13 protein-coding genes are annotated in these 14556 nt (G+C 60.9%); 7 read left to right on the plus strand and 6 right to left on the minus strand.

Going from position 1 to position 14556, the window contains the following annotated elements:
* Positions 1-506: 506 nt before the first annotated feature.
* From OZ411_RS35445 to OZ411_RS35455, 3 genes are all read right to left on the minus strand, one after another.
* On the minus strand, positions 507-1931 hold the full coding sequence (locus OZ411_RS35445; protein ID WP_282531648.1) for a hypothetical protein: 1425 nt from the start codon (positions 1929-1931) through the stop codon (positions 507-509).
* A gap of 478 nt (positions 1932-2409) precedes the next feature.
* Positions 2410-3453, minus strand: coding sequence for a TIGR01620 family protein (locus OZ411_RS35450; RefSeq protein WP_282531649.1), 1044 nt, complete (start codon positions 3451-3453; stop codon positions 2410-2412).
* Positions 3450-4913: a YcjX family protein gene (locus OZ411_RS35455; protein WP_282531650.1), complete on the minus strand. Its 1464-nt coding sequence runs from the start codon at positions 4911-4913 to the stop codon at positions 3450-3452. The genes OZ411_RS35450 and OZ411_RS35455 overlap by 4 nt, the downstream gene beginning before the upstream one ends.
* Positions 4914-5128: 215 nt before the next feature.
* On the opposite strand from OZ411_RS35455, the gene OZ411_RS35460 reads away from it, so the two are divergent.
* The 3 genes from OZ411_RS35460 (at position 5129) to OZ411_RS35470 (ending at position 7855) form a co-directional block, all read left to right on the plus strand.
* The gene (locus OZ411_RS35460) at positions 5129-5824 is read left to right on the plus strand and encodes a hemolysin III family protein (RefSeq protein WP_130582441.1); all 696 of its coding nucleotides are present in this window, start codon (positions 5129-5131) and stop codon (positions 5822-5824) included.
* A 31-nt stretch (positions 5825-5855) separates the two neighbouring features.
* Entirely contained in the window at positions 5856-6650 is a 795-nt protein-coding gene (locus OZ411_RS35465; RefSeq protein WP_282531651.1) for an SDR family oxidoreductase, read from the plus strand.
* A gap of 251 nt (positions 6651-6901) precedes the next feature.
* Positions 6902-7855, plus strand: coding sequence for an alpha/beta hydrolase (locus OZ411_RS35470; protein ID WP_282531652.1), 954 nt, complete (start codon positions 6902-6904; stop codon positions 7853-7855).
* A gap of 76 nt (positions 7856-7931) precedes the next feature.
* Here OZ411_RS35470 and OZ411_RS35475 read toward each other — a convergent pair whose 3' ends face one another.
* Entirely contained in the window at positions 7932-8585 is a 654-nt protein-coding gene (locus tag OZ411_RS35475) for a helix-turn-helix domain-containing protein (protein ID WP_282531653.1), read from the minus strand.
* Between the two features lie 311 nt (positions 8586-8896).
* On the opposite strand from OZ411_RS35475, the gene OZ411_RS35480 reads away from it, so the two are divergent.
* From OZ411_RS35480 to OZ411_RS35495, 4 genes are all read left to right on the plus strand, one after another.
* Positions 8897-9991 (plus strand): NmrA family NAD(P)-binding protein, encoded by a 1095-nt coding sequence (locus tag OZ411_RS35480; RefSeq protein WP_282531654.1) that lies wholly within the window; start codon positions 8897-8899, stop codon positions 9989-9991.
* 9 nt (positions 9992-10000) lie between these two features.
* A complete protein-coding gene (locus OZ411_RS35485; RefSeq protein WP_282531655.1) occupies positions 10001-10438 on the plus strand; it encodes a MarR family winged helix-turn-helix transcriptional regulator in 438 nt (145 codons plus the stop codon).
* Between the two features lie 69 nt (positions 10439-10507).
* On the plus strand, positions 10508-11128 hold the full coding sequence (locus OZ411_RS35490; protein WP_282531656.1) for a permease: 621 nt from the start codon (positions 10508-10510) through the stop codon (positions 11126-11128).
* 341 nt (positions 11129-11469) lie between these two features.
* Positions 11470-12657: an alpha/beta fold hydrolase gene (locus OZ411_RS35495; protein WP_282531657.1), complete on the plus strand. Its 1188-nt coding sequence runs from the start codon at positions 11470-11472 to the stop codon at positions 12655-12657.
* Here the strand turns inward: OZ411_RS35495 and OZ411_RS35500 are convergent.
* Together OZ411_RS35500 and OZ411_RS35505 are read right to left on the minus strand one after the other, a co-directional pair.
* Positions 12654-12944, minus strand: a complete 291-nt coding sequence (locus OZ411_RS35500; protein WP_282531658.1) for a DUF3325 domain-containing protein — start codon at positions 12942-12944, stop codon at positions 12654-12656. The genes OZ411_RS35495 and OZ411_RS35500 overlap by 4 nt on opposite strands.
* Complete coding sequence (locus OZ411_RS35505) at positions 12941-14518, minus strand: PepSY-associated TM helix domain-containing protein (RefSeq protein WP_282531683.1); 1578 nt, start codon at positions 14516-14518, stop codon at positions 12941-12943. Before OZ411_RS35505 ends, OZ411_RS35500 begins: the two co-directional genes overlap by 4 nt.
* Positions 14519-14556 lie beyond the last annotated feature (38 nt).

The raw sequence follows: 14556 nt of genomic DNA on the forward strand, positions 1-14556 counted from the left end.
CAAAGCTTCGCAGCCATGATCCATCTGACCGCTGCCGTGATAAACTCCCGATGAATCCCAACAGACCCTAGGCGACCAGTGACCGCGCAGCCGACCTATCTGCACATAAACCCTTCCGCGCGCCCAGCAAAAACATCAGCGGTGTCTTTTACGAAGCCCGGCCAGCTTCACGCTGACCGGGCTGCCAAATCGGAAAACTTTTCCGATCTTCGCTCGATTAGGCAACGAGCCGAAGCTGATCCGGTTCGACGGCCTTCGGTGCAGGCTTGCCGATGATCCGCCGTAGCTCCGCCGCGACGCCGTCGAGCACCGCGCGATTCACTTTCATCCGCTTGCTATGACTTACTCGCGGCGTGATCGCGGGCGCGATCGACGTCCAGAGAATTCTCAATCCCTCGCGGGTCGGAACGCCGCAGATGTGGAAATGTCCGCTTTCGAGATTGGGCGTTGAACCGTGGCGCGCCTCCGCGCTCGGCTAGAGGCGCGAGCCGTCTTAATTCGGGACACTATTCTGGCTTGGCGGGCTCGGCACAGTTATCCGCAAGCCACCTACCTAATGCGCGGCCCTCATGGCGCGGCAAAAGAAATGAAACCCACCCAAGGCCGAGATGTCGCAGGCGCATTACAACTCCATCGACTTCTGCATGTGGAGATTGCACGGTGCGCCAAGCCGGATCGACAATCAGAAGTTCCTGCGCGCCGCCGCTTTGGTCAGGCTCTGGACGAACCTGCTGGTTTAGTGCAGCGCGAAATTGTCCGAGCCCGGCAATTGCGGCATCCATTTCATCCGCACTTAGTGCCGACTCCCCGACGACCTTGCCATCGTTCAGCAATTGCAGCTTGACGTGGTTTCTGTCGTCAGCGAGCGTCAAAGTTAGGTTTTGTACAGTCACCGGTCTTGGTCCCTTTTTCTCGCCGCTCAAGTCGAGCTTCGCCCTCGTTCTGAACGCTGTTGCAATGTTTAGGACCGAGAACGACAGGTTGTTGCCCCGTTTTGCAATCGCAGCAGCCGGTTGACCATCGTCATCACGGAGGATGGCAATGCTCTCAGGTAGTCCATCCGGGACATCCTCGCCGAAGAAAATGTCAACCGGCTTCCCAAGCAAATCGGAAGCCTTGGCGCGAAATTCGTTGGGCGCACCATCAATTCGAACTGTTCTGTAGCCGCGCTCTTCACGGACCAAAACTAATCCGCCCGGTGTTTGGCGGCGGTAGATGACCATGCCCTCAAGGTCTGAAAGCTCCGTCACGGACAAGCCGTAACCCCCGGCTTCCGCAGTCCCGTGAGGGACAACTGCGCCTGGCAGAACCTTGTCCAAGATTGGATCAGAAACTGCGTGCGCGTACCCACACATGTAGGCGCCTTCGGGAATGAGGACGTAGGGCACTGCCCATCCTCCAACATCACGTTCCGTTCGTTGTAGAAACATCCGGAGCATCGAAACTGTGGCGGTGGACATGACGTCCGGAAGCTCGCTCGGCGCTCTGCTGCCAAACATGAAATGCTCGAAAGACTTTGGAACCGGGTCGATTTCAGTCGCGTGGCGAATGTGTTGAAATTGTTCGAACGCGCTCTTCTCGCCTATGTATGTTGCGGGCGCCTCCTGAGCGCTGCCGTTGGATATCTTGAAAAGCCGCGCAGTGCCCTCTTCCAAGAACATATAAAGGAAATCGATCTCCGGATTTTCGGCTTGTGCCTCACACAAGACGCTGATTGTACTCTGGCCGCTTGGCATGGCCGCAGCTTGTTCTATCAGCTCGGCGCCATTGTGCGCGTCGCCTGAAAAGGCAACAAGTGACCGCCGATCCTTCGCCGGAAGGCACTTTATTTGATATTCTCGATCTCGCAGTTGGATGGTGCCGCCCGTTATCAGGGTGTCCGATACAATCCACCCCTTTCCGGCGGTCACGCCTGCTACAATGAGTGTCACCTATCGTGTCCCCATGGAAAGCATTCTAAAGACACAACCATCCCTACGCTTTTTCGCCAGAACGTCCATCAGGTCCGCGCGACCTGCTCCGGCTTTCTGGTGACGTGCTCGGGGGCTTCTTCGCGATCCACGCGACATCAAGGCCGATGTCGGAGATGCGCGTCGGGCTCCTATCCCGGCTCAAACGCAACAAGCCAATGACCAAGGGATCGGGCCGCTTTTTGCGGATGGCCCGTCCCGGAAAATACAGTATCGGTTTACAGTATCGCCCGGAGGCCGAAAGCGGAAAGAAGCTATCTTCTCAATGCCTTCGGCCATTTCCCCCTTTTTCCCTTGTGGGGGAAGGTGGCGCGCATGCAATGCGCGCCGGATGAGGGGATTCTCTCCACGGGCGATGATGCTTGTGAAGCGAACCCCTCACCCAAGCGAGTTTGTTGCTGGCGCCGGTGTCGCCCTCTCCCACAAGGGGCGAGGCACATTAACTGGCGCCTCGCTCTTCCTCGTCGCGCTTGCGCAATAAGTCCTTTGCAAGATCAGTCAGCGCGGGACGCGGCAGTGCCGTGAACGGCAGCGGCCGGATTACCTCGATCGCCGCCAGCCCCAGGCGGGCGGTGAGGAGGCCGTTGAGGACGCCTTCGCCGAGGCGCTGCGAGAGCTTGGCGGCGATGCCGTGGCCGAGCATCTGCTGGATCAGGCTGTCGCTGGCGGCCATGCCGCCGGTGATCGCCAGATGCGCGATGACATGGCGCATCAGGCTGAACATGCCGAGCGCGCCGGGCCGGCCGCCATAGAGGTAGGCCAATTGCCGGATCATGCGCAGCGCCGCCACGAACACGAACAGCACGTCGATCGCCGCGCGCGGGCTCACCGCGGTGACGACCGAGACCCGCTGCGCCGCTGACGACACCATGCGACGCGCCTCCTCATCGAGCGGCGTCATCAATTCGCGCTCGGCGAGCTTGATCATGTCGGCGCCGTCGATGATGTCGTCGGCATGACCCTGCAGCGTGGCGCGGGCGCGGGCGAGTTGCGGGTTCTCGTGTGCGAGCTTGAGCAGGTCGTTCACGATCACGCGGCTCGCGGCGCGGTCGTCGCTGAGCAGCACGTCAGCGGCACGCGAATGGAGCTTCTCGATCGTCGCCAGCCGCGCCAATCCAAAGGCCTCGCGGCCGATGACGACGAACAGCGCGACCGTCGCGACCACGGCCAATGCGAGGCCGACGAAGCCGAGCCCTTGGTTGCGCGCAAACAGGTCCTCGATCAGGTTGATGACGCCGAGGCCTGCGCCGAGCAGCATCAATCCACCGGCCGCCGCCCAGAACAGCGTGCCCCAGCGGAAGCCGCGGCGCGCCGGTACACGCGGCGCATCGACCGGCACCGGCAGCAGCGCCGGATCGGGCTCCGGCGTGATCTGGATGGTGCCGCGGGCGGGCCGGCCCTTCTCGTCGGCGTCGATCACGATCACGGAGGGGTCGTCGAGCTTGAAGGTCGCCGGCCGCCGGTGGGACGTTTTCTCGCTCATTGCAGTCGGTCTCCGATCAGGAACTGGAGCGCGCGGTCAAGACGGATATGGGGCAGGGCGGGTTCCTCGTCACCCTCCCGCACCAGCTTCGGCGGCCGAAATCGCAGGAAGCGGTAATCGGCCTTGTCGGCGGTCGCGCTGGACAGGCCGCGGAAGGTGCCCCTGAACAGTTCCTCGGGATCGGCCGGCAGGTCGCCCGGAAACGTCGCCACTTCAGTCTCGCCGTCGAAGGTCTCGCCATCGGCGGTTTCGCCCGGCGCCGGCGTGCCGAGGATCGACGGCAGCTTTTCCCGGCCGCGCGCCACCTGCGCTTCGCGGGTCGCGCGCACCGCGGCGAGCGCCACCACGTCGATCGCGGCCCCGGCAAATTCGGCGCGGGCGGCGGCCTTCGCCACCGTCCGCCGCAGGATCGCTTCCAGCCGGTCATGGCTCTGGTGATGCAGATGATCGGCCTTGGTCGCTGCAAACAGGATACGGTCGATCCGCGGCCGGAACAGCGCACTCAGGATCGTGCTGCGGCCGATGCGGAAGCAATCCAGGATGCCGGCGAGCGCGGCTTCGAGATCGTGCAGCGCCTCTGGCCCCGCATTGAAGGCGGCGAGCGCATCGACCAGCACGATCTGGCGATCGAGCCGCGCGAAATGATCGCGGAAGAACGGGCGGACCACGACGTCCTTGTAGGCCTCATAGCGCCGCCGCATCATCGCCCATAGCGAGCCGTCGGGCGCGGTGCCGTCAATGGGAACTTCCAGCGGCGCAAAGGTCAGCGCCGGTGAGCCGGCGAGGCCGCCCGGCATCAGGAAGCGGCCGGGCGGCAACAGGCTCATGGCAAAGCGTTCGTCGCGGCAGGCGCGCAAATAGTCGGTGAAGAGCTTTGCTCCTTTCAGCGCCGCCTGCTCGTCCTCGCGGCCTTCGCCATCGAGCGTCTTCAGATGCTCATGCCAGGGCGCGGCGAGTTCGGCGCGAAGCGGCTCGCGCGAAAGCGCAAGGCTCTCCGCCGACCATTGCTCGAAACTCTTGCTGAGCAGCGGCAGGTCGAGCAGCCACTCGCCGGGATAGTCGACGATATCGAGGGTGAGCGTGCGGTCCGCGCCATTTTGCCGCTGGTAGTCAATGACGAGGCGGAGTTCGCTGATGTCGGTGGTCGAGTTCGGCCAGCGCCGTTCCTCGACGAGGGTGCGGACATGGTTCTCGTAGTCGAAGCGCGGCACCGCATCGTCCGGCTGCGGCTCCAGACGCGCCCGGGCGATCCGTCCCGAGGCATAGGCCTCGAACACCGGGAAGCGGCCGCCGCGGGTCAATCCATGGATCAGCGCCGTGATGAACACCGTCTTGCCGGCGCGCGACAGTCCGGTGACGCCGAGCCGAACGGTCGGGTTGAAGAAGCTATCGCCATAATCCCAGAGCGCCCGCGCCGACAGACGCGCTTCCTCGACGATATCGGTGAGATTGAGGGCCATGCAGGCGAGGAGCAACCCGGGCGGGAGGAGGGCAATGGGCGAACAATTATCCGCAAAATGGCAATTGATGGGCCAAAATCAAGCACTTCGTCAGGCAGGTCAGGGCGGCGCCGTTCATCGCCGGTTCAAAAAACAGCCACGACGATGGGATAGTAGATCGGCTAACCTCCCAACGCCGATGTCCCCTCGCTTCTACCGATGCGCGCCAACTGGTCATGACGATATTCCGACTGAAACAACTCGCCTCCAATTCGTTCCATGCGGCCGGTGCCGTGATCTGGAACTACGACCGCGCCGAACTGATTGCCGACGGCATCGTCCATGTCGTCGGCATCTGTTTCGGCCTGATCGCCGCCACCGTGCTGATCGTGCTGACGGCTATCTACGCCACGCCGGGCGACGTCGCGGTGGTCTCGGTCTATGTCGCGGGCCTGCTCGCCATGCTGGTGCTGTCAGCGACCTATAATCTCTGGCCGGTGTCGCGCGCCAAATGGGTGCTGCGCCGCTTCGACCATTCGGCGATCTATGTCCTGATCGCCGCGACCTATACGCCCTTCATCATGGAATTGAGGGAGAGCTACTTTGCGCTAGCGCTCCTGATCGGCGTCTGGTGCGTCGCGATCGTCGGCATCGTGCTGAAACTGACGCTGCCGGGCCGCTTCGACCGCCTGTCGGTCGGGCTCTATCTTGCCATGGGCTGGAGCGGGGCGATGCTCTATGATGCGGTGGTGAAGGTGCTGCCGGCGATGGCGCTGTGGTTCGTGGTCGCGGGCGGCGTATTGTATAGTCTCGGCGTGGTATTCCACGCGTGGCAGCGGCTGCGCTTCCAGAACGCGATCTGGCACTGTTTTGTCTTGCTTGGCGCGGCCTGCCATTATACGGCGATCCTCGACCTCGTGCTCGCGAGCTGAGGCGCTGACAAACACACATCGGGAGGGGGCCATGCAGGTGGCAGAAAAAGTCGTGGTCGTCACCGGTGGCGGCAATGGCATCGGCAAGGCGCTGTGTGAGGCGTTCCATCGCGCGGGTGCGGCAAAGGTGGTGGTGGTCGATCTCGACCATGCGGCGGCCGAGAAGGTCGCGGCCTCAGTGGGCGGCGCGGCGTTCAAATGCGATGTCGGGCAGGAGAAGAATGTCCTGCATGTGATCGAGGCGACCGAGCGAATGTTCGGCCCGATCGCGCTGTTCTGCTCCAATGCCGGCATTGGCGGCGGCTTCGATCCGCTCTCCGTGAATGCGGGCGGCACCTCGGACGAGCCCTGGGCACGAAGCTGGGCGATCCATGTGATGGCCCATGTCTATGCCGCGCGGCATCTGATCCCGCGCATGAAGGCGCGCGGCGACGGCTATTTCCTCAACACGATTTCCGCGGCCGGTCTGTTGTCGCAGGTCGGCAGCCCCGCTTATTCCACCACCAAGCATGCGGCGGTCGGCTTCGCCGAAAACCTCGCGATCTCCCATCGCGCTGACGGCATCAAGGTCTCGATTCTCTGCCCGCAGGGCGTCGACACCAACATGCTGCGCTCGATCCCGAAGGGCCCGCAATCCGGCGACGGCGACCTCACGGCAGAACAGGTTGCGCAGGACGCATTGCGTGGCATCGAGCAGGAAACCTTCCTGATCCTACCGCACGCGCAGGTGCTCGGCTACATGCGCAAGAAGACCGAGAACTACGACCGCTGGATCGGCGGCATGGCCAAGATCCAGGCCAAGATGCGCGAAGAGCACGGGAAATAGGCGCAGGCGGTGCAATCCCCACCGTCATTGCGAGGAGCGAAGCGACGAAGCAATCCACGCCTCCACAAGCGGTGAAATGGATTGCTTCGTCGCTTCGCTCCTCGCAATGACGTGGAAAGAACGGCGCACTCCGCACGATCCTTCTGTGTGGATGAGGTCTTTCCACGGTTACAGATGTAGCCACGCCCGGCTTGACCCGAGCATCCACGCGGGAGTTGAGTAGAGCGAAAACGGAAATCTGCGAGGACGTCATGGATTTCGTCACGGTGCGGAACGGATCGATCAACCTCAATGTGGCCGTCGCCGGCCGCGGCCCCCTGATCGTCTGCGTTCATGGGTTTCCCGAGCTTTGGTACTCCTGGCGTCACCAGATCGATCATTTCTCGAAGCGCGGCTACAAGGTTGCGGCGCTCGAAGTGCGCGGCTACGGGCAGAGCTCCAAGCCGCAGGAGATTGCCGCCTACAGCATTCGCAATCTGGCGTCCGATATCGCCGCCGTGATCGATCAATTGGGTGACGGCAAGGCGATCCTGTTCGGTCACGATTGGGGCGCGCCGATGGTCTGGAATACGGCGCTGATCTACCCGGACAAGGTGAAGGCGGTCGCCGGGTTGAGCGTCCCCTATATCCCAAGACGACCTGTCGCCCTCCTCGACATGTTCAAGGCTGCCTACAAGGACCGCTTCTTCTATCAGCTCTATTTCCAGGACGAAGGCGTGGCTGAGAAAGAGCTCGAGGCCGACATCCCTGTCGCCCTGCGAAAACTCTATTTCGCCATCTCAGGTAACGCCCCGCTCAACAAGTGGCTCGACCATAAGCCGGTGAATGCGAAACTGCTCGACGGGATGATCGATCCGCAGCAGTTTCCGGATTGGATGAGCGAGAAGGACTTGCAGGTCTATGTCGACGCATTTCGCGCCGGCGGCTTGCGCGGGCCGCTCAACCGCTACCGCGCGCAGGGCATCGATTTTCAGGACCTGGCGGAGTTCGCCGAAAAGCCCGTGACGCAGCCATCGTATTTTGTGGCCGGCGAGCGCGACGCGGTTCGCGCGTTCATCCCCGGCATGGATCTCTATGCGAACCCCGGGATTGGCTGCACCGACTTTCGCGGATCGGTCATCCTCCCAGGCATCGGCCACTGGGTGCAGCAGGAAGCGCCGGCCGAAACCAACGCAGCATTGGAGCGGTTCCTCGACGGGCCTTAAGGGTACGGAGAGTAAGTGAGGTCCATGGGACCCGCGTGGGCGGAGATTTTCGGTTAAGGGCCAATATGCGTGCCCTCTATCGTCGCGCCTTCGTCTGCGTGGGCTTCTTCTTCACCCTCCGAGTGAGCTTTTCTTCTTCAATACCTTTACGAGCCGCGCGCGCCCTGAGCTTCGCCTCTTGTAGAGGCGGCGTGCCGCTTGGCGAGACGACGCCGTCGTCGACCTTATGCTTGTGACGGCCGCGCTCGGCGTGGGACAGCCGCCAGCGAACCAAATCGTCTGCACCGGGGCCTTCTTTGATTGCGAGATCCAGGGCGCTTAGCTGCTCGCCAGTGTTCTTGTCGATGAAACTCCACCCGACGTCGGCCCCGGTTTTTCGATTCACAAACTTCAGCGGCGGCGCTGAAGCGCCGGAGACGTCGCAGCGATCCCCGATCTGCGCGAGCACCGGCATCACGGAAGCGATTTGCCAGCCCTTTTGGGTCAACAGGTATTCAAATCGTTCTGGATTTACCTGATAGCGCCGCCGCTCGATCAGGCCATTGGCCTCCAGGTGTTTCAGCCGGTCGCTGAGCGTCGCATTGGTCACGCCAGACGAATGGCGAAAGTCCTCGTATCGGTTGAGACCGAAGACGAGGTCGCGCAGGATCAGCAGACCCCAACGATCGCCGATCACCGCCATCACGCCGGCGATCGAGCACACCATTCCGTCGAAACCCTTCGAGCGCATTTGCCATTTCCACGAGTTGCGCGAGGATAATCGTCGCGCAGCTCTCATCATAAGAGCCAACTTAGGTCGGTAACGCGACAAATTCAACGAAGCGTGAGACGAGCCGAACTTTCTTGCTTTTCGCAGTCACTCTTATTACAAGAGTTAATGTGTAGTGATGAGTGCCGCCGTTTCGAATGACGGCGAAACCGCGCGATCACCGGGCGAGGCACCCGTTGGCCGGCCGCGACGCCGCTGCCAATCGGCGCAAAAGGACAGGGTCATCCGCGAGCATCCGGACGACCCGTTCATGCAAACCTGTGGAGATAACCATGCCCACGCACAGCACCTCCAAGATCTTCGTCATCGGCGGCACGGGCGCTCAGGGCTTGCCCGTCATCGGCGCCCTGGTCGCTGACAAGAAATATTCCGTCCGAGCCCTTAGCCGCGACCCTGCCTCCCGACGGGCAAATGCCGTTCTCGCACTCGGCAACGTGTCCATCCTCGAGGGAACGTTCGCGGACGAAGCCACGCTGCGGGAAGGATTCCGCGGTTGCGACGGGGCATACGTCAATATCGATGGGTTCAACACCGGCGAGAAGGCCGAGACCTATTGGGCAATCCGCAGCTACGAGATAGCCGTGGAAGAAGGGATCAAGTTCTTCGTCTATGGAAATCTGGACTACGCGCTCAAGAAGTCTGGTTATGATTCCAAATTCCGCACGGGTCACTATGACGGCAAGGGCCGCATGGGCGAATGGATTTTGTTTCAAAACCAAGTGAACAAAGACAGGATGGGCGCGGCGGTGTTCACCACTGGTCCATACATGGAGATGGCGATCTCGGCGATGACGCCCATGACTCCTTCTGTGGAGGATGGTGTCGTGACGTGGCGAGTTCCGCTTGGCAACGGAGCCGTGCCGCACGTTGCTCTTGATGATTGTGGCTATTATGCCCGCTGGCTTTTTGACAACCCGGAGCGTGCGAACGGCATGAATCTCGAAGTCGCCATCGAGCATGTTGAGTATCAGAAACTTGCTGCGGCGTTCGAGAAGGTGACGGGGCATCCGGCTCAATACATAGACACGGACTTGAACGCGTACTGGAATGGTCCGCTCAAGATGGCCGCTGACCTGCCTGCCGGATACAACGCAGATCCCAATGACAAAAGCACCATGAGTTTCCGGGATAACTTCACCGGGTTCTGGAATGTCTGGAAATACGGAGTCGTTCAGAGGGACTACGGGTTGTTGGATGAAATTCACCCCAATCGAATCAGGAGTGTCGAACAGTGGCTTCGGCGGGAAGATCAGTTGGGACGAGAGCTTGGGAAGGGAAGCCTTTGGGAAAGAGTTCAACCGGAAAACCTGTACAAGTCACCGCCGCTTCTGAAGCTGACTGAGGATAAGAGGAAGGGGATGCTGTAGGGTGAACAGATGAAACAGGACGATCTTACAGCGACGGATTTCTACGGGGCTTGCGTGTGCCTCGGCCTGAACCGGGCCGCTCGCGCCACATCGCGAAGATACGACGCGATGTTCAAGCCCATCGGCATCACGTCCGGACAGTTCACAATCCTGTCCGCGTTAAGGCGCAACGAGCCGGTGCCGATCAGCGACATGGCCGATCTGCTCGGCATGGATCGCACGACGCTCACTCGCAACTTGAAGCCGATCGAAACCCTGAAGCTCGTTGCGATCCAGCCAGACGCGCGAGATCGTCGTATCCGTAGTCTGACGCTGACGGCCAAAGGCCGGGTACTCCTGAAACAAGCGGTGCCTCTTTGGCGAAAGGCCCAGAAAGAAAGCAACCGCCGCATAGGCCCCAATCGTTGGGACGAGCTCAGGCCGGCTCTGGATGTCTTGTCGGCCTGAGGAGCGGGAAAAAGCGTCACGCGTTCTTGTAGTTAAATACGTGTAACTACACCTAAATGGAGATAGGTCATGGATCGAGAACTTGAGCTCCGCAAACGCCGCGGGACGCGCGTCTTGCTGGTGGTGCTGGCCATCTGGGGATTGGCGGTTGCCTTTGCCTCCGAGGCAGGCTTCTATCGTGCCATTCCCACGCTGTTTCTGGGCGCCATCATCGCCTTGGGGATTGTGGTGCCTGTTATCATCTACGCAATGTCCGATGGCTTCCGTGCATACATCGAAGCCATCGGTCTACGGTCGATAACGGCATTTCATATCTGGCGCATCGCCGCCGCGCTGGTTTTTTTCTCGTATGGGGCGCACAACCTTCTCCCGGAAACCTTTGTTCGAAACGCGGGGTGGGGCGACCTCGTCACGGGGTTCTTGGCCCTCGGTGTTTTACTGCTGCCCGAGAGTCGCAACCGGTACTTGGCCTTCCACATCTTTGGCTTCGCTGATTTTGTCGTGGCGGTCGGTACGGGGCTGATCTTCTTCCTCCTCAACGACCCCCGCATTTCCGGCATCCAGACGCTGCCGATGGCGCTGATCCCGCTCTACGGCGTCGGCATTTCGGGTGCGAGCCACATCATGGCATTTGACCTGCTGCGTCGTGGCTCAGGGAGCGAAGTGAAGCGCGCCGCTATCCAGACATGACAGAGACAACACATTGACCGCGCGAAAATACCGCGGGCAAACAATCCACGAAGTCGTGAAAGGAAAAGAGATGAGCAACTCAAATGTGAAGGTTCGAGCAACGCAGGATCCGACTGCTAAGACGAGCCTCTTTAGACGGCTATGGCAAGGCATTCTGCGGTTTGATGAAGCACTGAACTTTGACCCATGCAGCGACGTTGCGCGTCGGGTAACGGACATGGAAAGGCAAATCGAAGCTTCGAAGATCCCGAACAGAACATCTTCGCCATCGCAATAGCGCGCGCGGTTCACACGATACTACACAAGGCAGTCCAAGCATCGCCAACAACAGGGAATTCATCATGAAGTCTCAACGTGCTCGCTCAGCAGCCAGCCTGCTGCTCGGTTTCCTGCTTTCTGGAACGATGCTTTCAGGTTTGGGATTTGCAGGTGTGGGATTTGCTCAATCGAGTTCGCGATCTGCCGCGGCCGCCAGCGAGCCGGCTTCACCTTGGGACCAGCGTGTGAATCCCGCCGCCGTGCAAGCTGACGCCTGGTTTGATAACTATCGGTTCCGTGACGGCGAGACGCTGGCGCGGCTCAAAATCCATTATTCGACTCTGGGCACACCGCACCGCAACGCCAAGGGCGAGATCGACAATGCGGTCCTTGTCCTGCATTGGACCGGGGCGGACAGCCGCGCGCTGCTGAGTCCGACCTACACGAAGGCACTCTTCGATCCTGGTCGCCCGCTCGACGCGCAACGTTACTATCTGATCTTTCCGGACAGTGTCGGTCACGGCCAGTCCAGCAAGCCGAGCGACGGCTTGAAAACGAAATTCCCGAACTACGATTATAGCGACATTGTCGACTTCCAGCATAAGGTGGTGACGGAAACACTGGGCATCAAACATCTTCACGCCATTCTCGGCATGTCCATGGGCGGAATGAATGCTTGGCAATGGGCCGAGGCCTATCCCGACATGATGGACGGCGTGATGCCGGTGGTCTCGCTGCCGATCTCAGTTTCGGGCCGCAACCTCCTCTGGAGGCGCATGGTGATCGACGCGATCCGTGCCGATCCAGAATGGAGGAACGGGGACTATACCGAGACACCGCGCAGTTGGATCGTGGGGTACAACATTCTGCGACTGATGATCGACAGCGCTTCCGCGCTTCAGCACGAAGCGCCTGACGGCCCCGCGGTCGATAAACTCCTGAGCACCAACCGTCTCACAGCGGAGCATGTCGACGCAAACGATATTCTTTACTCGCTCAAATCATCATTCAGCTACGATCCGGAGCCTGAGCTTTCCAAAATCAAGACGAAGCTCTTCGCACTCAATTTTTCCGACGACGAGTTCAATCCTGACGAACTGCGAGTTCTCGAAAAATTGGTCCCGAAGCTCGAACGAGGCCGTTACGCAGTTCAAGCAGGAACCCCCTTATCACCCGGCCATTTCACCATGACGCGGCCCGACCTTTGGGCCCAGCATGTCGCCGAGTTCGTGCAGTGGCTTGGCGATACGCCTTCTCGGGCGAGCAACTAGAGCAATTTGCGGCCAAACGTCCTCGCACGTCCGATCAGCGCACAAAACACGATACCGGCAGCCAGACTGGTGTGACCGCTGAACATCACGAGGCCGAGGCTCCAGCCCTGCCGAGTGACGAGAATGCCGAGCGCAAAAACCAGGGCGCATGCGCCGGCAATGCGATGGACATATGTCGTGCTTGGCCGCAGGCGCCTGCCGAAGATATCGCGCTGCTGGCGATTCGTGGCGAACGCCAGCGCGGTGAACCCTGTGAGGCACAGCGCAAAGGAAAGGAGATGGCTCATCCTGCCGCCTCGCCGGACGCAACGGCGGTCGGAGCCTCACGACTTGTCTTGCGCCTGAACTGAGATCTGGTCTGCTGCCGAGCCGTGCGTATCGCCAGGACGGCATGGAGCGCAGCGAGCGCCCAGCACATGATATCCACACCGGCGAAGACCCAGTCGCCTTCGGCCAGGCTGTGCCACAGCGGACGCTGCGTCGTCACGGCGTTGAGGACCGGCAAGAGAAACAGCAGTGTCGATGCCGCCCATAATTGCTCGACCCAGGCTGACTTGGCGGGACGCACCAAGGCATGCAGCAGTGTCAGGGCCCAGACGATGAAGAACAGGTCAATCTCCCAGTTGGCGCGGCCTTCCAACGGGTGTGGCAGCAGGCGATTGGCCCACAAGAATGCAGTCATTGCCATCGACAAGCCGGCGATGCTCGCGATGTTCAGCCGCTCCACAAGGCGGAAGCCAAAATGGGGGCGACTCGGATCTGGCAGCTTCTCTCGCCGCTTCACGGTCCACATCAGGAGGCCAGTACCGACCATGGCCGTGCCCATGAAGCTCACAAGAAAATACAGCCATCGCGTGACGGTGTCGCTGAAGCGTCCCAAGTGGAGCGCATAAAGGACGCCTCGGGTTTCGGCCGCAGCCCCCACATGCTCGCGGACCGCCAGCAGTTTGCCGGTGGTGCCTTCGAACTCCATATATTGCGGACCCATGGAAACGCGGCCCGCTTCGCCTCGCGTCACAGCCACACGTGCCGCCGCATCTCCGGGATGAACCGCATTGACGCGCCCCACATTATCTCGACCCCAGCGTTCTTGTGCCTGCCGCACCATGTCCTCGACCGATGCCAGTGGCACTGTCTGCCCGCTGGGTTTGCCCGGCTGGATGAAGGCACTGAGTTCGGCGTTAAGTTGCTGCTGCTCCGCCGGGCTCTTGAACGCCACGCGCTCGCCCCAGGGCATGTACAGCGCCATCAAGGTCACCAATCCAGTGTAAGTGATCATGAAATGGAACGGCAGCCCGAACACCGAAAAGGCGTTGTGAGCGTCCAGCCAGGAGCGCTGTCTTTTGCCCCAGCGGAAGGTGAAGAAATCGACGAAAATCTTCTTATGGGTGATGACGCCACTCACAATGGCCACGAGCATGAACATTGCGGCCGCGCCCGCAAGCCACCTGCCCCACACCACAGGCATGTAGTGGAATTGGAAGTGGAAACGGTAGAAGAACTCACCGCCCAGCGTGCCGCGTGAGGTGACTCTTTGGCCGGTCGCGGGATCGAAGTTGGCCTCGCCGAAGCCGCGCTCGCCCGGATTGCGTGTGGATGTGCGCCAGAAGGCATAGACACTGTTATTACGCGCGTCGGGCAGGCGCATGCTCCACTGCGAGGTCCCGGCCGCGATGTTGCCGAGTTCGTCTGCGATTCGCTGCGCCACCACGGCTTGATCGGGTACTTGGACCAGACGCGGCAGCTCCGGTCGCATCCATTGCGACAACTCGTCCTTGAAATAGGACACCGTCCCAGTGAGGAACATGGCATAGAGAATCCAGCCGAGGAGAAGGCCAGCCCACGTATGCAGGCTGGACATGCTTTGCCGGATGCCGCGGCCAGCAACTCGCACATCGT

The sequence above is a fragment of the Bradyrhizobium sp. Arg237L genome, assembly GCF_029990105.1.
Classification (GTDB): domain Bacteria; phylum Pseudomonadota; class Alphaproteobacteria; order Rhizobiales; family Xanthobacteraceae; genus Bradyrhizobium.